At 50.1% G+C, this 25341-nt stretch carries 22 protein-coding genes; 10 read left to right on the top strand and 12 right to left on the bottom strand.

What is annotated here, in order from left to right:
- Positions 1-345: 345 nt before the first annotated feature.
- The gene (gene rihA / locus BZG84_RS06275; protein WP_077479595.1) at positions 346-1284 is read left to right on the top strand and encodes a pyrimidine-specific ribonucleoside hydrolase RihA; all 939 of its coding nucleotides are present in this window, start codon (positions 346-348) and stop codon (positions 1282-1284) included.
- 83 nt (positions 1285-1367) lie between these two features.
- Here the strand turns inward: rihA and BZG84_RS06280 are convergent, their stop codons facing one another.
- The 5 genes from BZG84_RS06280 to BZG84_RS06295 all read right to left on the bottom strand — a co-directional run bounded on the left by BZG84_RS06280 (position 1368) and on the right by BZG84_RS06295 (position 7166).
- Positions 1368-2951: a S8 family peptidase gene (locus BZG84_RS06280; protein ID WP_077678058.1), complete on the bottom strand. Its 1584-nt coding sequence runs from the start codon at positions 2949-2951 to the stop codon at positions 1368-1370.
- A 376-nt stretch (positions 2952-3327) separates the two neighbouring features.
- A complete protein-coding gene (locus BZG84_RS06285) occupies positions 3328-3831 on the bottom strand; it encodes a hypothetical protein (RefSeq protein WP_077479593.1) in 504 nt (167 codons plus the stop codon).
- Positions 3832-3966: 135 nt separating this feature from the next.
- Positions 3967-4299: a hypothetical protein gene (locus BZG84_RS16285; protein WP_131825050.1), complete on the bottom strand. Its 333-nt coding sequence runs from the start codon at positions 4297-4299 to the stop codon at positions 3967-3969.
- A gap of 14 nt (positions 4300-4313) precedes the next feature.
- Positions 4314-5633 carry an NAD(P)/FAD-dependent oxidoreductase gene (locus BZG84_RS06290; RefSeq protein ID WP_077479592.1) on the bottom strand — a complete coding sequence of 440 codons (1320 nt, stop codon included), beginning with the start codon at positions 5631-5633 and terminating at the stop codon, positions 4314-4316.
- 96 nt (positions 5634-5729) lie between these two features.
- A complete protein-coding gene (locus BZG84_RS06295; RefSeq protein WP_077678059.1) occupies positions 5730-7166 on the bottom strand; it encodes a coniferyl aldehyde dehydrogenase in 1437 nt (478 codons plus the stop codon).
- A 335-nt stretch (positions 7167-7501) separates the two neighbouring features.
- On the opposite strand from BZG84_RS06295, the gene BZG84_RS06300 reads away from it, so the two are divergent.
- The 4 genes from BZG84_RS06300 to BZG84_RS06315 all read left to right on the top strand — a co-directional run bounded on the left by BZG84_RS06300 (position 7502) and on the right by BZG84_RS06315 (position 11691).
- The gene (locus tag BZG84_RS06300; RefSeq protein ID WP_077479590.1) at positions 7502-7843 is read left to right on the top strand and encodes a (2Fe-2S)-binding protein; all 342 of its coding nucleotides are present in this window, start codon (positions 7502-7504) and stop codon (positions 7841-7843) included.
- The gene (locus BZG84_RS06305) at positions 7836-9215 is read left to right on the top strand and encodes an FAD/NAD(P)-dependent oxidoreductase (protein ID WP_077479589.1); all 1380 of its coding nucleotides are present in this window, start codon (positions 7836-7838) and stop codon (positions 9213-9215) included. Before BZG84_RS06300 ends, BZG84_RS06305 begins: the two co-directional genes overlap by 8 nt.
- Entirely contained in the window at positions 9212-10468 is a 1257-nt protein-coding gene (locus BZG84_RS06310) for an NAD(P)/FAD-dependent oxidoreductase (protein WP_069587500.1), read from the top strand. The genes BZG84_RS06305 and BZG84_RS06310 overlap by 4 nt, the downstream gene beginning before the upstream one ends.
- A gap of 227 nt (positions 10469-10695) precedes the next feature.
- Complete coding sequence (locus tag BZG84_RS06315; protein ID WP_077479587.1) at positions 10696-11691, top strand: chemotaxis protein CheV; 996 nt, start codon at positions 10696-10698, stop codon at positions 11689-11691.
- 89 nt (positions 11692-11780) lie between these two features.
- Here the strand turns inward: BZG84_RS06315 and BZG84_RS06320 are convergent, their stop codons facing one another.
- On the bottom strand, positions 11781-13163 hold the full coding sequence (locus BZG84_RS06320; protein ID WP_198536715.1) for an alanine/glycine:cation symporter family protein: 1383 nt from the start codon (positions 13161-13163) through the stop codon (positions 11781-11783).
- Between the two features lie 411 nt (positions 13164-13574).
- Between BZG84_RS06320 and trhO the strand changes: the two genes are divergently transcribed.
- A complete protein-coding gene (gene trhO, locus BZG84_RS06325; RefSeq protein ID WP_077479586.1) occupies positions 13575-14555 on the top strand; it encodes an oxygen-dependent tRNA uridine(34) hydroxylase TrhO in 981 nt (326 codons plus the stop codon).
- Here the strand turns inward: trhO and BZG84_RS16320 are convergent.
- Positions 14552-14707 carry a hypothetical protein gene (locus tag BZG84_RS16320; RefSeq protein WP_158011471.1) on the bottom strand — a complete coding sequence of 52 codons (156 nt, stop codon included), beginning with the start codon at positions 14705-14707 and terminating at the stop codon, positions 14552-14554. The genes trhO and BZG84_RS16320 overlap by 4 nt on opposite strands.
- Here BZG84_RS16320 and BZG84_RS06330 point away from each other — a divergent pair, their 5' ends adjacent.
- Positions 14708-16348, top strand: a complete 1641-nt coding sequence (locus BZG84_RS06330; protein WP_158011472.1) for a diacylglycerol kinase family protein — start codon at positions 14708-14710, stop codon at positions 16346-16348.
- On the opposite strand, the gene BZG84_RS06335 is transcribed toward BZG84_RS06330, so the two are convergent.
- Complete coding sequence (locus tag BZG84_RS06335) at positions 16291-17673, bottom strand: sigma-54 interaction domain-containing protein (protein ID WP_108743601.1); 1383 nt, start codon at positions 17671-17673, stop codon at positions 16291-16293. The genes BZG84_RS06330 and BZG84_RS06335 overlap by 58 nt on opposite strands.
- Before the next feature lie 239 nt (positions 17674-17912).
- Between BZG84_RS06335 and BZG84_RS06340 the strand changes: the two genes are divergently transcribed.
- From BZG84_RS06340 to BZG84_RS06350, 3 genes are all read left to right on the top strand, one after another.
- The gene (locus BZG84_RS06340) at positions 17913-18488 is read left to right on the top strand and encodes a BON domain-containing protein (protein ID WP_108743602.1); all 576 of its coding nucleotides are present in this window, start codon (positions 17913-17915) and stop codon (positions 18486-18488) included.
- Positions 18489-18539: 51 nt separating this feature from the next.
- Positions 18540-18821: a hypothetical protein gene (locus BZG84_RS06345; RefSeq protein ID WP_069587494.1), complete on the top strand. Its 282-nt coding sequence runs from the start codon at positions 18540-18542 to the stop codon at positions 18819-18821.
- Positions 18822-18915: 94 nt separating this feature from the next.
- The gene (locus BZG84_RS06350; RefSeq protein ID WP_069587493.1) at positions 18916-19776 is read left to right on the top strand and encodes an EamA family transporter; all 861 of its coding nucleotides are present in this window, start codon (positions 18916-18918) and stop codon (positions 19774-19776) included.
- Positions 19777-19870: 94 nt separating this feature from the next.
- Here BZG84_RS06350 and glpD read toward each other — a convergent pair whose 3' ends face one another.
- The 4 genes from glpD to BZG84_RS06370 all read right to left on the bottom strand — a co-directional run bounded on the left by glpD (position 19871) and on the right by BZG84_RS06370 (position 25205).
- Complete coding sequence (gene glpD / locus BZG84_RS06355; RefSeq protein ID WP_077479584.1) at positions 19871-21412, bottom strand: glycerol-3-phosphate dehydrogenase; 1542 nt, start codon at positions 21410-21412, stop codon at positions 19871-19873.
- Between the two features lie 312 nt (positions 21413-21724).
- Positions 21725-23245 carry a glycerol kinase GlpK gene (gene glpK / locus BZG84_RS06360; RefSeq protein ID WP_069587491.1) on the bottom strand — a complete coding sequence of 507 codons (1521 nt, stop codon included), beginning with the start codon at positions 23243-23245 and terminating at the stop codon, positions 21725-21727.
- Positions 23246-23310: 65 nt separating this feature from the next.
- A complete protein-coding gene (locus BZG84_RS06365) occupies positions 23311-24189 on the bottom strand; it encodes an MIP/aquaporin family protein (RefSeq protein ID WP_077482021.1) in 879 nt (292 codons plus the stop codon).
- A 293-nt stretch (positions 24190-24482) separates the two neighbouring features.
- Positions 24483-25205, bottom strand: coding sequence for a riboflavin synthase subunit alpha (locus tag BZG84_RS06370; protein ID WP_077678061.1), 723 nt, complete (start codon positions 25203-25205; stop codon positions 24483-24485).
- Positions 25206-25341: the final 136 nt, after the last annotated feature.

Genomic DNA, 25341 nt, shown 5'->3' on the forward strand with positions numbered 1-25341 from the left:
ATATTATTCTGAATTAATGGCTTAATTGTGGATTAAAAGACCAAATTATTACCAATGTTTAGATTGATTGGATTGYTTGCAAAATGATGTAACTACCACATTTTCGTTCATGGCATGTTGACATATTGTTACTCCAAGAATCACATTTTTGATGATATCTTTTTCATCTGTTACATACCTCACCCAGCCAATCTCAATAGAACGAGCTAGCTCACAGTCACCAGTCGAAATCACACGTAGCGTGATCAAATCATGAAATGAGCGGCTGGCCCCAATCAGCACAATCACTGCCAACGCCAGACCGCAAAACGCCGCAACCGAACACACAATAAAAAGGAGTGTGCAATGGGTGAACCTATTATCATTGATTGCGATCCGGGACACGATGATGCCATCGCGCTGGTGATGGCTTGTGCACTCGATCAGCTCACTATTAAGGCCATTACCACCTGTGCCGGCAATCAGACGCTGGATAAGACGCTTTACAACGCTAGACGGATCCTCACCTTATTAAATCGCCACGACATTCCTGTCGCAGGGGGAGCCCATAAGCCTCTGCTGCGTGACCTTGTGGTGGCGAATAATGTCCACGGTGAGTCAGGGCTTGATGGCCCTGAACTCCCTGCACCCGCGATGGACGCTCAACCCGATAATGCCATCAGTGTGATGGCACGCGTGTTAGAAGCTAGCCATCAACCGATAACGGTCGTCGCCACCGGTCCACTAACCAATGTCGCACTGCTGCTTGCGACTTATCCGCACCTAGCCAATCGCATCAAGCGTATCGTTCTCATGGGTGGAGGGGCCACATTGGGGAATTGGACCCCCGCTGCAGAGTTTAATATTTATGTTGACCCTGAAGCCGCTCACCGTGTGTTTCATTCAGGGATCCCTATCACCATGTTTGGCTTGGATGTGACCCATCAAGCCTTGGTCAAAGATGCCGACGTTGCCACTATCCGCGCCATTGATAACCCCGTGGCACAGACCGTCGCGGGGTGGCTGGAATTCTTTATGCGTTATCACCGCGATCCCAAGTGGCAACTCGACGGCTCGCCCCTCCACGATCCTTGTACGATTGCTTGGCTTATCAAGCCTGAGTTGTTCGATTGTGAATCCGTATGGGTGGATATAGAAACACAAGGCAAACTCACCACCGGAATGACTGTGGTTGATCGCTATCGAGTGACCGGTCATGCCGCTAACGCTGATGTGGCGATGAAGATCAACCGTGAAGGCTTTATCTCGTTACTGTGTGATTGTCTAACCCAATACAGCCAATAGGCGTACACAAAAAAGCGCGGCAATCGCCGCGCTGTCTATTCGGTATAAGTCATCATGGTCGCGCCAACCGCGCGCATCGACGACTAATATCGTGCCGTAACGCTCACGCCGCTAAAGGCGGTATAACCATTTAGCATGACATGATAACGACCCTTCTGGGTGCTCTGCACGGTGCACACTTCACTGTTACCATAGTTGTATGGACGACAGTCCCAGCTCGATAGCGTAGGTTTGGCGCCATAGCGAACATATAAGTCTGCATCACCCGACCCTCCGCTGATATTCACGCTAAGGCGCTGACCGGCTTCTACATCCACGTAGAAAAAGCGTTGCGCACCTTGCCCACCAGAGATGCCCGTGACCGGCTGACCATTTTTAAGCTTATCTTTAGGATCCGGCGTTGGACCACAATCTGGCTCACAGCTACTGTCAGCTTGGCTATAGAGCAATTTGTTAACCGTTCCGCGCGTGTCACTAATCTTACCCACACTGGCACGGTTGCTAATCAAGCTTGCTACTTGTGCAGGAGATAGGTTGCTGTTTTCTTGCAAATATAAAGCCGCCACGCCCGCAACATGAGGGGTCGCCATCGAAGTCCCGCTGATGGTGCGGTAGCCACCGTCATACCACGCTGACTTGATTTGAGAGCCCGGTGCGAACACATCGACACAGCTGCCCCAGTTTGAGAAGCTTGAGCGGCTATCGCTGCTGGTGGTAGAGCCCACGGTGACACCGCTTGGCTCACGGGCCGGTGAGCTGTTACATGCATCGGCATTGGAATTCCCTGCTGCCAACATAAAGCTCACACCCGATTGCACGGCACTGGCAACCGCTCTATCCAGTGCGGTTGATACACCGCCACCCAAGCTCATATTTGCCACTGACGGTCCACTGGCATTGGCTGCCACCCAGTCAACCCCGCCAATCACGCCGGACGTTGAACCTGAGCCGCTACAACTAAGGACTCTCACCCCAACGATGTCGACATTTTTGGCGACACCATATTGGCTTCCCCCGATAGTACCGGCCACATGGGTACCATGACCGTTACAGTCTGAGGCGTCATTGTCGTTATCAACAAAATCATAGCCAGAGCGAGCACGACCGCCGAACTCAACATGTGACGTTGTCACGCCAGTATCAATGACATACGCCGTCACACCTGTACCATCAAAGTTGGTACTGTAATTATTATCCAAAGGCAAGTTACGTTGATCAATGCGATCCAACCCCCAAACTGGATTGCTCTGGTTCGCGTTTGGGGTGATTACCGGGTCCAAGGAAATCGTTTTATCTTGTTCGATAAAATCAACTTGTGAATCCATGCGTAGCGCACGCAATTGCTCTGGTGTTAATTTGGCCACGAAACCACTCAGCGAGCGATCAAACACTTTCTCAACCTTAACCGCATGTTGGTTGACCATGCTGGAAACCGTTTGCTGTGTGAAGGTTTTTAACGCTTGTGGATCATCACTGAGTGTCATTGGTTGCTTAAACACCACAATGTATTGGTCCTCAATACCCTGCTTGTCTGATGCAACCACTAATGGAGCTAGCGTTTGCTGCTGAGCAATCGCTTGTTTACCGTCCTCTTGTTTTGCGAGCACAGAGGGTGAAGCAGTCACGAGTGCAGATGCGATACAGCAGCTAAGAACATGCTTTAACATATTGTATTCCTTACAATGGTTAAACGTAGAAAGTCATAATTGCCTACAAAAAACAACAAGCACGCTTATAAAGCTATGCATCAAAAAGCATTTTTTCTGCAGTGGGATTTGCTTTATTTGAGTAATCAATCAGCATTATTGACTATATTATTATTTACAATTTATTTAACTTTTTGTTTACAGTGAAAATTCGCACGCTCGATGCAGATCTTTATGTCTCACATGTCAGACAAATTAGATCTATTATTTTTGACATGATGCACAAATGAGATGAAATCTGATTCATTCTCGTATACAGAGAGTGAGCATTACCCAACAAAAAAGCCAGCGGCTAAGCGCTGGCGAAGAAAAAGGTAACAACTTGATTTAGAGAGGGTTAGTTTGGTTCTTCATGAATTAATACGCCGCCTTCGAGCGCGCCCACAAGAACATTGGGGACACTTGCGTCTTCAGACGTCACTGCAACACGTGTACCGGGACCAATCGCAGAGATAGGAGCTGCCATCATAAGAGGACCCAGCTCCTTGTCGTAGCACAACTTCCATGATGGTGCAGCGGCGGCGTGATCATTGGCGTAAAGTCGACATTTGTTTCTGTCCGGATCAATTAAACAATCCAGCCCATACTCAATGTCATCATAAAAAAACGACCATTGATAGTAGCCTGCATTAACACTGCAGGGCGTCTTGATAAAGCTTAAGGCCTCATTGGTGTCTTGAGTCAGCGTCAGGAAACGCTGCGCATCCGGCACCATCGCTAAATAGCCTAACGATTGTCCGTTAACATCGGCCACGGCGAGCTTTACTTCCTGCTCAACCATCGCGCGCTCATGATCGCCAATGTCTGGCAACATGGAATCGGGTTGTACTGAAAACGCCATTGTGTCGCTCCTTTGGTTGCTTCGCACCACTTTTAACAGTTATGTAACAACCAAAGATATAGATCAATTTCTCAGAAAAGTTTAGGCCGCTGCGCGGACAAACGATACTCCAAGCCATATCCTTCGAGACATCGCTCATTTCTCAAATAACGGCTTACACCTTGGTACAACAACGATTGCAGCCAATAAGAGACAGTATCCTGTCGCGCACAAAGCAATTAACAGCAGCAATGTCCAGTCTGCAACACCATTAAGCATGGAAAGTGATGAACCGGTTAGAGGTGGCGCACTGAGAGCAACAACAACACCAATGACACCACAAAAAAAGAGGGAACGCTTAGCGCTATCTAACGAAAACCGACGGAAAACGATCGCCGCCAGGACAGGCATAGCCACCAGTAATAGCAACCACATCCAGTAAGGAGAAAGAGAGTATAAGAATACAGTAATTACGGCATCAAGCGTCATGACGTGCACCTCCGTTATATTTTACCATCAAGCATTGCTTGATAGGCCGGTAGCAACATTTGCTCTTTCATTACCCAAGCCATCCAGGTTTCTTCTGTTGGACTAATAAAAGGAAACGAAGGCAGCAATGTCCCGCCATAACCAAATTCGGCTAATATTGCTTTACCAAACCCCGTGATAAGTGGGCAGGATGTGTAACCATTAAATTCAGCCTCCAAGGGCTTATCGTTTAGATAACTAATAATATTGGCTTCAACAACCGGTACTTGCTTTTTCACACTCGCGGCCGTTTTCGATAGCGGAATACCGGTCACATCACCAACCCCAAAGACGTAAGGAAACCTTGGGTGCTGCAACGTATATTGATCCGCCGCCATCCACTCGCCTTGATGAGGACCTTGGTCCCAAATAAGGTCGCTATGCTTAACCACATCAGGAGCACTCATTGGTGGGACAACGTGAATGTAATCATATTCTTCTTCTATCGTCTGGCCCGTGCCTAAAAGCGAGAAACGTGCTTGTTTATGCTCAGCATCAATTCCAATTAACTTCTTCTCGTCAGCAATCTCGACACCCTGCTCGCTAAAGCGTTTCATCACAAAGTCGTTATAAACAGGAATAGAGAACAAACGCTCTTTAAACGGTGTGGTAAAGCTCACATCAAACGCCTGACGGTGACCGCTTTGTTCAAGACGAGCAAGCGAGGTAAACGTCATTTTGAGTGGAGCACCTGCACACTTAATAGGTGTATCCGCCAATGTGAAAATGGCTTTGCCCTCTCCCTTATCCATAAACTGCTTAAAAGCCATATCAGTGGCTTGTGCACCTGCCGGGCCGGGATAAACGCTCCCAATACCACGCTGACCCACGAGAGACTCCTCCATCCCCTCTATGAGGTGATAGTTCAACTGCGTACCCATAGCGACAACTAGTATGTCGAAGCTGAGCTTGACACCATCCTCGAGTTCAACTTGCTTCTCATGTGGCATCAGGGATACAGCATTCTGTTGATGCCAGCGAATACCTGTTGAGAGCCACTCCTCCGTCGTGGAGATAAGCTGTGACGCTTTCCAAAGGCCGGAAGCGACCAACGTTTGTCCAGGTTGATACAAGTGCTGTTTTCTTGCGCCTACTAGACTGATGTTTCTTGCCGGGAGACGCTGCGCTAATCGATTAGCGAGTGCGATACCTGCCGCGCCATTTCCCACAATGATAATCTTGGCTTGGCTTTGTGCGCGAGAAGGTACGCTGACAGGAAGCATGGTGAGGGCGCCGGCTCCCGCCAGTAATTTAAGAAAATGACGGCGTTCTGAAATAGAATTCGAACGTACCATAAGCTAACCAACATTAAGTAAGTAATAACTTAATTAGTAGTTAACAAATAATGTATGCGCAATATCTCCAAGCATAAATTTGAAACCAATAGGCTATTACCGCATCAGCCACCAGCGCATTAAGCGTTTGTACCAGCGGTTGTACGGCGGTTTGACTAAAAAGCTGGTGTCCCATTTATCGCGGGTGAGGACGGTTTTACTGTGGCTAAAGGTGTAAAAGCCTTCAATACCGTGGTAATGCCCCATGCCGGAATCGCCAATGCCGCCAAAAGGCGCATCTTCGGCAGCAACATGAAACAAGGTTTCATTAATCCCCATCCCGCCGGCGTGAAGCTGTGTGGTGACTTGCGTGCGTTTCTTCGCATCATTGCTCATCAAATACAAAGCGAGCGGTCGCGGGCGCGCCTGAATATAACTCAACGCCTCAGAGAAATCTTGATAGGTAACCACAGGCAGAAGCGGACCAAAAATCTCTTCTTGCATCACCCGCATATCATCGGTGACTTGGGTCAACAACTGGGTCGGCCAACGTCTTTTTTCTGCGGTCGGCATGGTTTGCTGGTCGAGTGCACACCAACGACGCGCTCCCTTATCAAGGGCATCTTGGAGCGTTTCTTGTAGCCGTGTCGCTTGAGTTTGATTAATGATCTGGCTGTAATCCGGATTGGTTTCAAAGTCAGGGTATAGAGCTCGAAATGCCCGTTGATAGGCGTGGATAAAGGCCTCTTGGCGATGCTCAGGGCAAAGCACATAATCGGGAGCAACACATATCTGCCCGGCGTTTAAACACTTACCATAAATGAGCCGCGACACAGCGATATCCATGTCAATCTGATCATCAATAATCACCGGTGACTTGCCTCCCAATTCGAGGGTCACTGGTGTCAAATTATCGGCTGCAGACAGCATGACTTGTCTTCCAACCTGGGTTGAGCCGGTAAAAAAGAGGTGGTCGAACTCTAACTCGGTAAAACGGCGTGATACTTCAACTTCCCCTTCAATCACAGCCACTTCAGTTGGGCTAAACACCTCAGCGATTAACGCGCGTAATACTCGATTGGTGTTAGGCGTGAACTCCGAAAGCTTAAGCATTACGCGATTGCCGGCCGCCACCGCGCAAATCAGCGGACTCACGGCCAGCATGATCGGAAAATTCCAAGGCACGATAATCCCAACTACGCCTTTGGGTTGTTGATGCACCACTAATTGCGTTCCCAGCAGAGTTATCCCGGTACGCCGCTTTTGCGGCTTCATCCATCGTTTTAAACGACGACGGGTGTAATCAATCTGGTGTAGCAGAGGCAGAATGTCGGCTATTTCCGTATCAACGGGCGCTCGATAGCCATAATCATCACTCAAGGCTTGTTGTAACGCAGACGATTTTTGCTTGATGGCCTGACGCAAGCGCAGTAGCGCATCTCGCCGATGAGGGTAATCTAAAAATGGTACTTGAGAGGCCTGCGCTTTCTGCGCGTCGAACGTCTCGCGCATCGTTCTCACATCTTCCAACCATTGAGATCCTGACTCCGTCATTCGTGTCTCCTGATTATCAACATTACTGCCCTCATCACTCATTGATGACACAGCCAACCCTTTCACGCAATAGCACGTGCTCCTCCATAACGAGTGTTCACTTTCACATCACTCAATAAAACAGATCGATATCATGATAATGATCACAATAGATCTTATTTTTCCTTATTTTTTGTGAGGGATAACGAAAACGCAACAAAAAGTAACACGCATTTCACGACTCGGCTATAACATACGCCTCGCCTAATAAATAAGACAATAAGGTCCACTCACTTAAACAGCCTGAGTGGGAGTCATCACTGTCCCGACAACATACCAATGAGCCAATTAAAACGATGAAACGATCCCAAGACATTACCGATGCAGTTGGCAAAACCTTCTCGATCCGTGTCAATGGCGAGACGGTTCCTGCCATCGCTGGAGAAAGCGTGCTAAGCACCTTGCTTGCGAGCAATATCCGTGCGCTATCTAAAAATGATTATGGCCGATTAGCGAGTGCCTATTGCGGCATGGGCGTGTGTCATTGCTGCACGCTGGAAATCAACGGCCGCCATAAACAACGTGCGTGCCAAGTCGCCGTTCAGCCGGATATGGATGTCCGCACTGAAGCCAACATTGTAGTTGAGAGCAAGGATCTTGAACGCAGTACCGTCGAGCAAGGAGAAACCCATGTCTAAACCTGTTGTTATTGTTGGTGCTGGACCTGCCGGCTTGTCTGCCGCGGTCACACTGGCCAAGCACAAGGTTGCCAGTATTATTGTTGATGAAGCGCCCAAACCCGGTGGCGTCGTCTACCGTGGTCCGTGGCGAGATGCTGACGCGCTGCCTCACTTGGATGACAAATGGAAGGCCACTTCACAATCCCTGCGCGAACAATATCGCCAGCATCAGGATTTGATTGACCTACGTAGTTTGACACGGGTACTGGGGCCAATGGCGGATCAACACCTCCTCACTGCTCATGAAGACACGCTATCAACGATTGACTATGAGCAGTTGATCCTCGCCACCGGTTGCCAAGAGCGCAGCATTCCCTTTCCCGGCTGGGATATGCCTGGGGTGATGCTTCTCGGGGGTATCCAACTTCAAATAAAAAGCGGCTTGGTGCGTCCCGGTCACCGCTGCGTGATCACCGGCACAGGGCCTTTGCTCGTCTTGGTTGCTTGTCAGCTTCACAAAGCCGGTTGTGATATCGCGGGTATCTATGAAGCGGCGCCATTCAAAGACTTGGCACGTGAAACACTCGCCCTCCTCAACCGTCCACAGCTCGCGCTAGATGGCCTCTCGATGATGATGTATCTCAAACGCCACCATATCCCGATGCATTACGGTTGGGGCGTAGTCAAAGCCTCGGGTGACCCCCAAGTCGAGCACGTCACGGTAGCCCCCTACAGTAAAGACTGGCACCCAGATGTTAGCCGTGCTGAAACCATAAATGCTGATTTGCTTGGTGTGGGTTACGGCTTTGCGGCACGCTCTCAGCTTGCGCAACTAATGGGACTAGATATGCAGTACGATCACATGAGCGGGGCGATCCCCGTGGTGGACGAGTGGCAACGAGCCAGTGTCGACAATGTTTACTGCGCCGGTGATACCGTGAAATTTGCCGGCGCAGAAGCCGCCATGTTGGAAGGAAAGATTGCGGCGTACTCCGCACTGAAGGCACGCAATATTTCAATGCCTAATCTTGACAATGAGTTTAAGGCTCTACGTCATCAGCTCGAAAAGAGCTACCGTTTCCGTAAAGGCTTTGATACGGCAGGCTACCGTCGCCCAGGCCTGCTCAGTTTGCCGGAAAAAGACACAGTGATCTGTCGCTGCGAGCAAGTGAAAAAGGCGGACATTGATAACGCCATCAATCAAGGCGTCAAGGATGTGATTACGTTGAAAATGCGTACCCGCGTTACCATGGGTGACTGCCAAGGAAAAACCTGTGCGCACTACTGCTACGACCGACTCAATGAGAGCACGACGTCGCCTCAGCCTTTGATTCGCCCTCGATTCCCACTCGACCCTATTCCTTTTGCTGCGTTGGAGGATGACGCATGAAACAGTACGACATCGTAATTTGTGGCGGCGGCGTGATCGGCGCATCGGTGGCTTACCATTTAAGCCGCGAGCGCGACTTATCCATCGCGGTTGTCGATTATAAATACCCCGGAAACGCCTCACGTGCGTCAGCCGGTGGCCTATGGGCGATGGGCGAGTCAACCGGCCTTGGTTGCGGCGTTATCCTGTTTAAAACCCTTTCTAAGCAGATGCAAGAAAGCGGCGAAGGTGGATCACCAGAGATCAAACCGCACATTATGCCCAAACCCTTCTTCGATATGGCGATGCTGTCTAACCAGCTCTATCCGGCATTGTATGATGACCTGATGACGCATCACGGTGTGGACTTTAAGTTTGAGCGTACCGGTCTGAAGTTTGTCATGTTTGATAAATACGACAAACTCTATGCCGAGCACATTGCGGCAGCCATACCTGATCGCCAAGAGCATGTCCGCTGGGTGTCTCAAGAAGACCTTCACGCACAAGAGCCTAACGTGTCGCGCGCTGCCATTGGTGCGATGGAGTTTGAGGGGGATCACCAAATCAACCCCTATCGCCTCAACGAGGCCTATTTGGAAGCAGCACGGCAAAACGGTGTCGAGCTATATCTCAATACCAAAGTTACGGGTGTGGTGAGACAAGGTAACCGCGTTGTCGCGGTTGAAACAGAAAACGGCAAGCTAGGTTGTGGCACCATGATTAACGCGGGTGGCGCATGGGCGGAAAAACTTAGCTTGTGGGCGACGGGCATGCCAATGCCTGTCTTCCCAGTCAAAGGCCAAGTGATCGTCTCCGAGAAGCTACCGAAGCTTTTAAATGGTTGTTTAACCACCAGTGATTGTTACATCGCTCAAAAAGATAACGGCGAAGTCTTGATTGGCTCAACCACCGAAGAGCGTGGTTTTGATACCACCACAGACATCAAGTACATCAAGCAGCTGGCACAAGGCGCCATGAAGTCTATCCCCGAGCTGAAAAAGATGAATATCAAGCGCTGCTGGGCAGGCTTGCGTCCGGGCTCACCTGATGAACTGCCAATTCTTGGTGCAGTGCCGGGTATTGACGGTTACCTCAATGCATGTGGGCATTTCCGTACCGGTATGTTGACCTCTGCCATCACCGGAAAGGTGATGAACGAAGTGGTACGTGGTCTACCAACGACCATTGATCTTGAACCCTTCTCCTACACGCGCTTCTTGAATGACCAAGGAAAAATGATCGGTAACTATCATCTTGAAGTCGCGTTACCTTAATTCCAATTACATGGACCCAACCACTAAAGCCTGCCTCAGTGCAGGCTTTTTTTGTTACTAAGCTGTAACTTAGCGCTGATTTCCAAGCCGAATTTAGCGTGATAGACCACAGAACGCCGTTCGATTATTTGGCAAATATTGTCGCTTTATTGATCACAGGCTTATACTGGATTTATCGCTGTGTTTGTCAGCAATCTTCGCTGTTATCGATAGGAAATGTGGTAGGCATGAACGACGAGCCATCAAAAAACGCAATACTGACGGAAAGTGGCACTAACGAGCTCGAGATCATCGAGTTTCACCTTATGAAACAACTTCCGGACGGCAGTACAAAAACCTGTTACTACGGGATTAACGTCGCCAAAGTCCGTGAAGTTATTCAAGTGCCTGAAACAACCGATTATCCCAATGCACAGCCTCACATGATTGGCGTGTTTTCTTCTCGTGAAAAACTCACTCCCTTGATTGATCTCGCAGGCTGGCTAGGGGTGCCAACCCGCCCAGAAAAAGACAACAAGTTTGTGATTGTCACCGACTTTAACAACATGACGAATGGGTTTTTGATCGACAGTATTAGTCGCATTCACCGTATCTCGTGGGAAGCGGTGGAGTCACCCAGTCAATTCCTAGAAGCTGGAGAACAAGACTGTGTGGTTGCGGTGGTTCGCAAAAACAACAACCTCATCATGATTCTTGACTTTGAAAAAATCATCGCCGACATCAACCCCGAGTTGAGCATGGAAAAATATGACGTGACCCAAGACCGCAGCGTCAATATTTCCGAAACCAGTGCGAAAAAGCGAGAAGCAAAAACCGTATTGGTGGTTGATGATTCTGCCTTTATCCGCAGCCTGATCGAAAATACGCTACGTTCAGCGGGCTACAATATTTTGTCTGCGAAAGACGGTGGCGAAGCCTTTGAGAAGCTGATGGAGTTTGAGAAAATTGCGAAAGAAGAAGGTGTGGCGATCACTGAATTTGTGGATGCCATTATCTCAGATGTCGAAATGCCACGCATGGATGGTATGCACTTGGTCAAGCGCTTGCGTGAACAAGACACCTACAAAACCATGCCTATCGTGATGTTCTCCTCCATCATGAGTGAAGACAACCGCGCTAAAGCCTTACAGCTTGGTGCCAATGACACCATTACCAAGCCAGAAATTGGTCGCATGGTCGGACTGGCAGATAAGTATATCTTTGGTGCCCCACTCGACGATTGATAACGCGAGTACTCGCCTACCACGCCCGTGGCTCTCACCGCAACAAAAAAAGGCTGCCGTCAAGGCAGCCTTTTGATTATTCAATTAATTCAAAGGTTAGTGGCTTGTGATCCGCTATGCGACTGATAACGTCGGCCATTGAAATAGGCCTTTGCGGCTTGGTTTACCTTCGGCGCCAACAGTAGGCCAGAGACCATGGTCGGCACCGCCATCAATCCGTACGCTCCGATCAAGAACAAGAACACCACATCTAGCGACACCACTGCCCCCAGCACGACCAGTGAGAGATACAGATACTTGTAGTACTGGCCGGCTTTTTCACCGAACAAATACACAAAGCACTTATAGCCGTAATACCAGAAGGTAAAGACGGTGGTAAAAGAGAGGATCAGCACTTGTGCCGCTAGCAACCACGCGCCTGGTGCACCAAACGCCGCTTTGAAAGCCGCCATGGTCAAACTCACGCCTTGCATGCCCTCAGCTTGATCGAGCACACCAGTGACGAGAATGACTAAGGCGGTACAGCTACAAACAATTAAGGTATCGATGATAGGACCCAAGCTCGCCACCAAACCTTCACGCACAGGCTCATTGGTTTTCGCCGCACTGTGTGCCATGACTTCAGTGCCAATCCCTGCCTCATTAGAAAAGGCACCACGACTCACACCGATGATGATCACACTTAGTACTCCACCAAACATCGCATCCGGTGAAAACGCACTGGTAAATATAGACTGGAACACACCGGGTACACGTTCCGCATTGAGCGCCAACGCGGCTATCGCCATGACCATATAGCTTCCCGCCATCAAAGGCACCAAAGCCCCAGCGACGTCAGCGACACGCTTAAGGCCACCCCAAATCACCATGCCGACGAACACGGCGAGAACAATGCCCATTCCCCACGAGAAGGCACTGCTCTCTAACCAAGCGACCCCCGGAAACAGTTGAGTTTGCACCACAGCGCCGAGTTGGTTGATCTGAAATGACGGCACAAATCCCATCAAACCTGCAATGGCAAACATCACCGCCAACCATTTAAACTTCGGGCCCAACCCATGCTGAACCGTATACATGGGGCCACCGTGTACATTTCCCTTGGCGTCTTTGTGGCGGTACATGACTCCCAGTGTGCAGGTGTAGAACTTAGTCGATACCCCCAGTAACGCGGTAAGCCACATCCAAAAAACCGCCCCCGGTCCCCCCGCACTCAGCGCCAACGCGACACCCGCGATATTGCCAAGACCTAGCGTACCGGACAGTGCTGCCGCTAAGGCTTTGCGATGAGATAAATCACCATGACCGCTGCCATCATCCACTTTACCGGTTAATAGCTTGACGCTATGCGCCATATAACGAAAAGGTGTGAGCTTTCCGTATAGGGTGAAAAACAATCCGCCACCGACCAGTAAGATCAGCATCGGTTTTCCCCAAATAAAGCCTACAAAGGCATTAATCCATTCTTCAATCATGTCTCGCATCCTTTCTTGATGCTTGGCTAATTACTTTGCTCTCTAGACTCCGGCCTAGTCGATGCACGCCAACCAGCAAAATAATTAGACCATAAAGCAATAAATTCTTACTGGCGTGACTAAAAACCCATCCAAACTACGGCGAAATCCGTAATTTCGCGACAAAAACCCGGCCAATACGTGACTTATATCTCATTAGCAATGCACTGAGGTGAATAATTACCGTAGCACTTTGATTTGAACACAAATAAATAAACCGACCCGCACCTAACCAAAGCAACACGGGCACAAAACGTTTAACCTTACTTTTCGCCGGTGTTTAGCCCCAGTGCCATTCGCTATACTTCGCGCGTCTTTTGAACCCACAATCCATGCACTGGATTTACGCTCCAGCCAGCAAGAGGAAACAACATGTCCGCCTACGTTATTTGTGCGCTTTATAAGTTCGTCACCCTTGATGACTACCAAGATCTTCGTACCCCGCTGCAAGAGGTGATGGAAAAAAACCAAGTGCGCGGCACGCTACTGCTCGCTAAAGAAGGGATTAACGGCACCGTCGCCGCCCGCCGCGAAGGCATTGATGCCCTGTTTGCTTGGTTTAAAAACGATGCTCGCCTTGCGGACATTGACTACAAAGAGTCTTTTGAAGACAGCCAACCTTTCAATCGCACCAAGGTAAAGCTGAAAAAAGAAATCGTCACCATGGGTGTTGAGGGGATTGATCCTCGCCATACAGTCGGTACCTACGTGAAGCCGACGGAATGGAACGATCTGATTAGCGATCCTGAGGTGCTGGTCATTGATACACGGAACGACTACGAAATTGAAATCGGGACCTTTGAGCGCGCGGTTAACCCTCACACCGAAAGCTTCCGTGATTTTCCCGATTATGTAGAAAAGCACCTCGATCCAAGCAAGCATAAAAAAGTCGCCATGTTCTGTACCGGTGGCATTCGGTGCGAAAAATCAACGGCCTTTTTGAAGGAAAAAGGCTTTGACGAGGTCTATCACTTAGAAGGTGGGATCCTAAAATACCTCGAAGAAGTGCCTGAGAGTAAGAGTCTTTGGAATGGCGAGTGCTATGTGTTTGATGGCCGCGTGGCGGTAAATCATTCGCTCGAGAAAGGATCGTACGCCATGTGTAATGCATGCCGCCTACCGATCACCAAAGCCGATATGGAAAGCGAACACTATGAGCAAGGCGTATCCTGTCCGAAATGCTATGACAAACACACCGAGGAGCAGAAAGCGCGTTTTCGTGAGCGCGAACGCCAAGTGCAACTGGCTCGCGAGCGTGGAGAGCAACATGTGGGCGGCGAAGCAAAACATATCATCGAAGCGCGGCGTGCGATGAGAAAGCAAAAGAAACAAGCACAGAAGAAAGACGTTTAATCAGTCCATAACTGATACGAGACTTTACACGGCACGCAATGGTAGCGTGCCGTTTTCGTTTCTATCTCCTCTCCTGCTAAGCTATAGTCGTCATTGGCGATACCTAAGCGAATCATACCGATACGCACACGGATGGCCTGCAAGGAGAACATGTGATCGTTGGCCCACTCTACGCGCTCATCGGCGCTGCGCTCGTTTTAGTGACGGTTTGGACACCTTGGCTTGCTCTCGATGTGCTGCTGCTTTGGAGTGGCATCGCCTTTATTGCCGTCAGTTTTGCATACTGGCGTAATCAACCGCGCCTTTTTCGCAAGCGATACACTGGCCAACTCCCAACCCTCATCCATGGACTATTTGCGCCATTTTTCGTTTGCACGCACCTTTATAATCGCTGGGCACGTCATCGTGATACCGAGCCTGCTATTCAAAAAATTGCATCCGGGCTTTATGTTGGCGCGCGGCTGACGCGTCACGATCTGAACTACATTCAAACTCAAGGCATTGGCGGCATTTTGGACGTGACCGCTGAATTCGAGAGCTTAAACAGTTTTAGCGAGACCCGTGAAATCAGTTACCTCTCGGTGCCTGTCCTCGATCATGCGTATCCTTCCCGTAGCCAATTGATGCGAGCGTTGCAGTGGATCCATCAGCAACGCATGCGTGGCGAGACCGTGGTGGTGCACTGTGCGTTAGGCCGTGGTCGCTCTGTGATGGTGGCTGCGGCATATTTATGGGCCCTAGAGCCGGACAAAAACCTCAACAGCGTACTAAACAGCATCCGCTCAATACGTCCCAAAGCTCAGCTTAATCGGCGCCAATTTCGGGCACTATCACGCTTCCAGCAAGACGGTGCATTAAGACTTGATCGACCCATTGCTTGGATTATCGCCAACCCAGCAGCGGGTGGTGGTAAGTGGCAAAAGCACAAACGGTATATTCAAGACTATTTAGGCGAAGGCTATCGCGTGGTGGTCCATCATACTCGCCACAATCGACGTACCTATCAACTTGCGTGTCGCGCCGTGGCACACCATGCCGATGTCGTGATTGCCGCAGGCGGGGATGGCACAGTCAATGCGGTAGCGCGTGCGCTGGTCAACACCGACACGCCGCTCGGGGTACTGCCCCTTGGCACCGCCAATGCGCTTTGTCATGCACTTTGGGGGATCAAATCGAAATTCCTCAGCATTGATGCCGCTTGTGAGGTGATTCTCGATGGCATCCCTAATCGCATCGACACCGCACGTTGCAATGGCCGTGTCGCGTTATTGGTTGTAGGTGTTGGCTTTGAGCAACAAATGATCCGCTATGCGGCGCGTGAACAAAAAAACCAAAGTGGGCAATGGGCCTATTTGCAAGGGTTACTGGGTGCGGCAAACCAAAATGCCAAAATGACCTTATCGATTCGTATCGATAAGCAGCCGTCTCAAACCATTGAAACCACCAGCATGGTCATTGCCAATGCCGCCCCAATGACAACCTTACTTGCCCAAGGCCGTGGTCAACCGAATCACGCGGATGGCAAGCTCGACGTCACTTGGTTGACCCCATCGGCAACCAAGACTGGTGCGGTTCTCTCGCTCGCTGAGCTCGCCCTTACCAGCTTACTCGATACACCCGTCGGTCGCTTCACACATCACCAACAGGCGACCCATGTCGCCGTGCGCTTTCCGCATACCACCGACTATGTCATCGATGGGGAAATTTATCGCGACCGCAAGCTCGACATTCGTATTCAGCCGCGATCGCTATCGATCCTTTCTCCCGCTGTTGAGGACGAAGAGACTGAGTGATACTGATTCAGTTTGTTGTATAGCGTTTTCGGACTAATGCCAAGCACTTCAGCCGTGCGCGTTTTATTGCCATCACAACGTGCCAAGGTTTGGGTAATCGCTATACGCTCTAGCGCGTCTAACGTCAGCGATTCGGGTAACATGATCGCCGTCGATGAGTTGGTAGGCGTGATCACCGCTTGCGGTAAGTCATCGGGCAAAATCGTCTCAGCACAAAGCAAATAGCCATGCTCAATCGCATGCTTGAGTTCGCGAACATTGCCGGGCCAACGGTGGGCATTTAAGCGTTTTATCGCTTGAGGGTCGATCCCCTTCTGGGTGTGGAATTGATGATTGAGTTCGGCCAAAAAATGGGTCGTCAGTGCTTCAATGTCTCCCTCTCTCTCCCGAAGGGGTGGCACATTGACCACAAACTGAGCTAAGCGATAGTAGATATCTTCACGCAATCGTGAGGATGCGATTGCTTGTTGTGGGTCGCGGTTAGTCGCCGCGACAAGACGAACATTGGCGCGTTGATTGTGTGTCGAGCCCACTGGGCGATATTCTCCGGACTCCAACACACGTAGCAACTTTACCTGTAGCGCTTGTGGCATTTCGGTGATTTCATCAAGAAAGACGGTGCCGCCTTCCGCTTGATGAAAAATACCCGCGTGATCTTGGTGTGCCCCTGTAAATGCGCCTTTCACATGACCAAACAACTCGCTCTCTATCAACTCAGGGCTTAGTGCCCCGCAGTTAATCGCCATAAAGGGGGCGTTAGGGTCACAACCTAATCGATGTAAGGTTTTCGCAACATGCTCTTTACCCACCCCACTCTCGCCAACAATCAATACGTTAGCACCGGTTGGACCCAGCCGTTTTAAGACTCGATACAAATGCCGCATGGGCGATGAACTGCCGAGCAAGTATCCGAACTGGTTCGCTTGACTCGTCAATATCGGTTTAGTCGCTCGACAAGATTGTCCTTGCTGCATCAGCGTGTCATCGATGAACGCCTGAATCAACTCGGGATCCACGGGCCGCCGAAAAACCGTCGCGACACATTGTTGCGCCTTGGCATTCCAGTCGGGATGCGGGTCCCCGCGGCTGAGTAAAAGCCACTCGGTGTCAGGCGATTGTTCCATCCGTTGCCAGATAAGCTCCGCATCGTCTCCCAATTCATCAAGATCACACACCACCAGATCCGCAGGCGCGGCTTGCCACGCCCGAACTCCCTGCTTAACGTCCGTAACTCGTGTGGTGTCGGCATCTGCCTGACGCAATATGTCGCTCATCCAGTTTATATCTTGCTCGCTTAACAAAAGAGCGACAGAAATCCGAGACATCACCGAGCCTCCTTGATGGGTGTTTGGTTACCGTGCCATAGGCGGACGGCTCTCTCAACAATGAAAGTCATTTTTACAGGTTTATCTGTAAAAATTACAGATCCATTGACTTGAATCTCAGCAAGCAAAAACAAAAACTATTTATTTTTCAGGTAATTGAAATGTTGGCATGGCCTTCGCAATAGATTCTTTCAGCAACACCACGAGGTTGCTCAAATTCATCAAATAAGGAGGGTTCAATGAAGACGACTCTGCAAGGTCGATTTCATCCTTTATTTGTCGCAATGGGGTTTGCACTTGCACTGGGTGCCACCAGCGCGCATGCAATCAGCAACAATCAATGGCAAGATCAAGCCAAAGACGCTTGGATTGACGGTAAAGCTGAAACCATGCTGTTGGTAAACACAAACCTCAATAATTTCGATATCGACACAGATGTAGAGCAAGGTGTGGTGATACTCACAGGTCAAGTGGATACTGAACTGGATAAAAGCTTGGCCAGTGGATTGGTCGAAAAAATAGACGGCGTGTCCGGGGTTAAAAACGAACTCACTGTCTCGCAACAAGCAAGCCAAGCCGCCGATCTCGGCCAGACCGTGGTCGATACCAAAATTGCGGCGTCACTGAAGACAAGTTTGCTACTCGACCCAGACATCAGCGGCACCAACATCGAAGTGTCTGTTGATGATGGCGTTGCCACACTCTCTGGCGAGGTGAGAAGCGATGCGGCCCGCGATTTAGCCATATTAATGGCGGAAAACGCACAAGACGTGGAACGTGTCGTTGATAATCTTGAAATTACCGGAAATGCATAAGCAATGACGTTAAGCGTCATCAAATGCCACTGACTTAACCGAGGAGGTGTTATGCGCCGCCAAGAGATGATTGATAAGTTCCATGAACGCTTACACAGCTGGAACCAAGAAATTGATAAACTTGAAGCAAAAGCTGATGTTGCCTCCGCGCATGCAAAAGCGGAATATCGCGAAACCATAGAGCATTTACGCGCCCGCAAAGCACAAGCGAAAACGCGCATCGATGAATTGCAAGATGCGAGCGATGAAGCATGGGATGAAATAAAACAAGGGGCAGAGCAAGCTCTCGGTTCGCTGAAAAGCGCCTATGACTCTGCCAAGCAGAAATTCTAATCTGCCATGAAAGCAATAAACGCCGCTCCTCGGGGGCGGCTTTTTTATGTCGCTATGTTAAGGTGAGCCTTGTTGAGGGCAAGGAGGAACAATCATGCAGGCTCCCGCACTGTTCATAGCGATTTTAAGCGTATTTGGCGCAATGTGTGCCATTCAATTTGGCGCTTCGTTTGCCAAACAGCTATTTCCTCTAGTGGGTCCTGTGGGCACATCAGCATTACGTGTCGGCTTTTCGGCATTGCTACTCTGCCTCGTCTTTCGGCCTTGGCGCCAATGGCCGCGAGGCCGACATTGGCGAGCCATCATCGTCTACGGCAGTTGTCTTGGCGGCATGATGTTACTGCTCTATCTAGCCATCGAACGGATCCCGCTTGGCATTGCGGTAGCACTTGAATTTACCGGCCCGTTGCTCGTGGCGTTGCTGTCCATTCGACGGGCGCGAGATAGTCTGTGGGTTATCTTAGCGGTGGGCGGGGTCATCACCCTCTTACCCGATCTTTCTGGTGTGGATGCACTTGATCCGATTGGCGTCGCCTACGCGCTTGCTGCGGGTGGCTGCTGGGCAGGCTACATCCTTTTTGGCCAAAAAGCAGGCAACCTTGCACCCGGTGGTGGTACGGTGGCATTGGGTATGAGTATTGCCGCTTTGTATCTGGTGCCAGCCGGTTATATCGCGACCGATGGCGCCATTTTGCAATGGCATTTATTGCCTTTAGGGATTGCTGTCGCGTTGATCTCTAGCGCCATCCCTTATTCGTTAGAGATGATTGCCCTTCGTAATATGCCAAAGCAAACCTTTAGTGTCATGATGAGCTTAGAGCCTGCCGTGGCAGCGATGGCGGGCTTGTTGGTGCTCGACGAACAGCTTGCGCTTCGTCAGTGGCTCGCCATTGGTATGGTGATCACCGCATCACTCGGCAGCACATTATCGGCAAGACGCTCACGCACCCATTAAACAAATAGGCCAGCCGACAGGTGCGTAAACTAAAAAAGGTGCCGCCATGGCACCTTTTTCATCTTAGTTCGAGTCTTGTTGCAATCCAGCCGTGTTAGCTCGCTGCACTGAGCGGCACGGTACGCACACTGCCTCGCTGTTGCTCAATATAATCCGCAATCGCGGCTTGTTGTTCTTCGGAGAGATACAAGCCAAGTTTGGTACGACGCCATAATGCATCTTCGGCATGCTGAACAAACTCATACTTAATCAGATAGTTGAGCTCAGCCTGATACACACCGTCTGCAAATCGACGACCCATGTCCGCTTCGCTTTGACACCCAGCGAGCATTTGGTGTGTACGTGTGCCATAAGTATCTGCAAAACGTTGTGCCGTCACTTGCGCTAACCAAGGATAACGCTGCATAAACGATGCTGCCAACTGTTCGCGTGTGCAGCTAAAGTCGCCGCCCGGTAGCGCACCATTTGCGGTCCAAGGCTGACCCATCTTGTCAAAGAAAGGCGCCAGTTTGCGCATGGCTGACTCTGCCAACTTCCGATAAGTGGTGAGTTTACCACCGAAAATCGACACGAGCGGCGCTTGATTGCCCTGTTGCTCCAATTCAATGGTGTAATCTCGCGTGATCGCCTGCGGTGAATCAGACTCATCATCACACAATGGACGCACACCGCTATAGCTCCAAACGACATCGTCTCGAGATAACTGTTTGGTAAAGTGCTGGTTAACCACATCGACCAAGTAATCCACTTCGGCATCATCAATTTTCGCCGCACGCGGATCGGCTTTGTGCTCCACATCCGTGGTACCAATCAGCGAGAATTTATCCAGATAAGGGATCACAAACACAATGCGACCATCGTTGTTCTGCAAGATGTACGCCTGTGGGTCTTGATGAATGCGTGGCACCACAATGTGTGATCCTTTGATCATACGAATACCACGCGGTGATTTCTCGTGCAGGCTATCATCATAAAACTGCTTAACCCACGGGCCTGTCGCATTCACCAAGGCTTTCGCTTTACGCTCGAATCGCTCTCCCGTGTGGGTATCTTCTAAGGTGACACGCCAAATCGTATTCTCACGCTCTGCCGCGACCACTTGGCAATAGTTACGGACTTCGCCGCCTTTCTCGCGGGTGTATTGTGCATTTAGCAATGTCAGGCGCGCATCATCCACCCATGCATCCGAGTATTCGAAACCAATCTTCATTTCGTCTTTCATATACCCAGTTTTGGCCAGATTCACTTTATGGCTGCTGGGCAACGTAGAGCGTTTACCAAGATGGTCATAGAGAAACAGACCACAACGAATCATCCACGCGGGACGTAAATAGGAGCGGTGCGGCAAACGAAAGCGCATTGGGAAAGCAATGTGCGGCGCTTTGTTGATCAAGACTTCACGTTCGGCCAAGGCTTCAGACACAAGGCGAAACTCGTAGTGCTCTAGATAGCGCAAACCACCGTGGATTAGCTTAGAGCTTGCAGAAGACGTCGCTGACGCAAAATCTTTTGCGTCGTACAGGCCGACGTTCAGACCACGGCCTGCTGCATCGGCTGCGATACCCGCACCATTGATGCCTCCTCCGACGACCAGAATATCGAGTAAAGTTTCGTTATGAGTAGTTGGCGTAGTCATTGTTAGTCGACCTTGTTCCTTTTTGAGCGAACGAACATTTATTTATGGGTTTAACTGTATATCAACTTTCGTTTTCGGTCACTAAAAATGTTCGAAAAAAACCTATCGTCTGTGACTAATGTAGAATAATAGTTAACAGCCTGAATGATATGTAAACTAAATACCGGCCTATTACGTAGCGTCGAACGCATTTTGACGGGAAGGTTGTCTATATCAGTCTGTTTTTGTAGACGTTAAGGCATGCATGAGAATAGCGAATGAAATGATAAAAAAAGGGCGCGAATGCGCGCCCTTGAGGAGAGGTGACGAGGATTAATCTTCGTCTTCGTTGTGCAGCGACGCCCAAGCTTGCGCACATTTCACCGCGCGTTTCCAGCCACGATAGCGACGGTTACGTTTTTCTTCGTCTTGATGAGGCTCAAAGCTTCGATTCAGTTTCGCTTTGTCTTTTAGCTCGTCCAAGCCGTCCCAGAAGCCTACAGCCATACCGGCAAGATAAGCGGCACCCAGTGCGGTGACTTCAGTCACTTCAGGGCGATGCACTTCGGTATCCAAGACATCGGCTTGGAATTGCATCAGAAAGTCATTCGCCACCGCACCGCCATCAACGCGCAGTGCTGCAAGCTTGATCCCCGAATCTGCTTGCATCGCATCCAACACATCGCGTGTTTGATAAGCAATACTTTCCAAGGTAGCTCGGATAATATGGTTAGAGTTAACACCACGAGTTAAGCCAACGATAGTCCCTCGGGCATATGCGTCCCAGTATGGCGCGCCAAGACCGGTGAACGCAGGCACAACATAGACACCGTTTGACGTATCGACTTTGGTCGCGAAGTATTCAGAGTCATGAGCGTCTTCTAACACTTTTAGCTCATCACGGAGCCACTGAATCGAGGCACCGCCCATAAACACCGCCCCTTCTAACGCATAAGCAGGTTCGCCTTGTGGACCACATGCAACCGTCGTCAGCAAGCCGTGATTGGAAGTGACTTTTTCTTGACCAGTATTCATCAGCAAGAAACAGCCCGTCCCGTAGGTGTTTTTCGCTTGGCCAGCCTCAACGCACATCTGACCAAACAAGGCCGCTTGTTGGTCACCTGCAATGCCTGCAATCGGGATCCGCGTACCGCCTTTACCCCCGATGTTGGTTTGACCGTACACTTCGGAAGAGCGGCGTACTTCTGGCATCATTGATGCGGGAATACCCAGCTCATCCAACATTTTTTGGTCCCAACACATGTCGTTGATGTTAAACAACATGGTTCGAGAGGCGTTGGTATAGTCGGTAACATGAACACGGCCTTGCGTCATCTTCCAGACCAGCCAGGTATCAACGGTACCAAACAGCAACTTACCGGCTTCAGCGTCTTCACGGGCTCCTTCAACGTTGTCCAAGATCCACTTCACCTTGGTACCAGAGAAGTAAGGGTCAAGCACCAACCCCGTATTATCACGGATATAGGACTCAAGCCCACGACCACGCAACTCTTCGCAGATCTCAGCGGTACGACGACACTGCCAAACGATGGCGTTGTAGATAGGCTTGCCCGTTTCCTTATTCCATACCACCGTGGTCTCACGCTGGTTAGTAATACCGATACCGGCGATTTCATCACTGCGGATCCCGGTCTTACCTAAAACTTCAATCAGCGTTGAACTTTGCGTCGCGTAGATCTCCATTGGGTCGTGCTCAACCCAACCTGCTTGCGGGTAAATTTGGGTAAACTCGCGCTGAGAGACACCGACAATGTTCGCATCATGATCCATCACTACAGCGCGGGAGCTAGTGGTGCCTTGATCAAGGGCGACGATGTACTTTTGCTCAGACATAATATGATCCTTTTGTTCTCTGTTATTTTAGTCGGTTTGGCGCCAATCGGCGCCATCCGTATTATTTATGCATTCACTTCACGGGCGTCAGTTTCTTTCGCCTGCACCAGTGCTTCTTCATCGTCTTCACACTGATTTGGAATCGTGCAGCCGTGACCCGCTTGAGGTAGATAAGGCGCGATCGCTTTTGGATACAACCAGCCACCGAAGCAAGCACCTAGGATTGGCGCAACGATGGGAACAATAAAGTAAGGAATATCACGCGCACCGGTTAGGGCGTAATCCCATCCAGCTAGGTAAGCAAAGAATTTCGGACCGAAATCACGCGCGGGGTTCATGGCAAACCCGGTCAATGGACCCAGTGAGCCACCAATAACCGCAATCAGGATACCAATCAGCAATGGGTTCATGGGCCCACGCGCGGCACCGTTGTTTTCATCACCTAACGCCAAGATGCCGAACATCAACACGGCGGTAATCACAAATTCGACGGCCATCGCGCCCATAAAGGAAATGGCAGGATGTGCATAGGTTGAAAAAATCCCCGCAGTGGCTAGCGCTTCAGGGCTACTGCGTACAATGTTATTGGCCAGCTCATACTCGACAAAGAGGTTGCTATAAAGGCTGTAGACCAGTGCCGCCGAGGCAAAGGCACCGAGCATTTGTGAAACGATATAAGGCACGACCTTGCTTTTTTCAAAGCCGTGAAAAGCAGCCAGTGCAATGGTGACAGCCGGGTTGATGTGCGCGCCCGACACCCCTGCGGTACAGTAAATGGCAATCGCCACCCCGAAGCCCCACACAATACTGATTTCCCATTGGCCGAAGTCGGCGCCTGTCAGTACCAGGGCGGCGACACAGCCCACACCAAAGAAGATGAGCAAGCCCGTGCCGATAAACTCGGCGACGCACTCTCCTAATAAAGTCGACGCTTTTCTGTTCATGATGATTATCCTTGTCACTGTTAGTAGGGTTACACGTTCAAAACCACACTAACATTTTGCACACTCTCATCATCTCGAAAACAAAATAACAACAAAAATGAGCGTTCGAGCATATATCGATGAATTGTTGCTGACATTTTTGTTAAGCACATCATCATTTGAGCAGGTTCGCGCACAATTTGAGCAGATCGGAGGAGTGGGTAATGTTAACGCCACGTAAAATCAGTCAACATCTCACCAAAAGAAAAGGAGAGCCGAGGCTCTCCTACTCACGGTGCTGAAAACACCATGGTTTATTGATCGTCCGATTTGGACAAGGCTTGCTGCGCCGCATGGCCAATCGCATCGATATCGGCATTGTGCGAGGCTAAAAATCGCTCAAACAAAGGCATCAACGCGCCCATCTTTTCGTCAATGGCATCTCGCACGGTATCAACCACCACTTGCGTGCCGCGTTCAATTTCAACATTGATCGCTGTTCCCGCCTGTTTGGCCTCGAAGGTTGTCATCCTGCGCGTCTCTGGGATCAGCCACACCTCGAACCAACCATCGTTTTTATTGACGTCAGATACCGTCAAACTGGCCCCGTTGAGCGCAATGTAGCCTTTCGGGAAGATGTACTTCATCCATTCATGAGGCACAGAGACGCGAATGCGATAGTTATCGTCAATCTGTTGAACGTCTAGAACGGTAGTATTGAAATCAATATGGCCAGATAACGGGTGCCCGCCCACTTCTGCCCCTTCTTTGGCCGCGCGTTCAGCATTAACCATGTCGCCCACGTCTACCGCTTTTAATGTGGTGACGGCAAGGCTTTGCAACATCACATCAAACCGTACCAAGGTTTCATCAAGCTGCTCAGTAACCGTTAAACACACACCATCGATAGCGATGCTTGCACCAATTTCAAGCCCCTCGCAAAATCCAGCGGGGAAGCGGATATCCAGAGTTCGTAATCCACCCTGATCGCGGCAGCGCTCAATGGTCGCGACCGCTTGAATAATCCCAGTAAACATAGCCGTTCCTATCGTTAATTTTGGCTCATCATACTGCGAAGTCGCTGTATTCGCCACTCACTCAATAAGTGATAATCACTATCATTAGCATTGCCAGATTGACGAGTTAGGCGTATAGTGCGCGCTTTTATGCGTC

Source organism: Salinivibrio sp. PR932 (assembly GCF_001996125.1).
Classification (GTDB): domain Bacteria; phylum Pseudomonadota; class Gammaproteobacteria; order Enterobacterales; family Vibrionaceae; genus Salinivibrio; species Salinivibrio proteolyticus.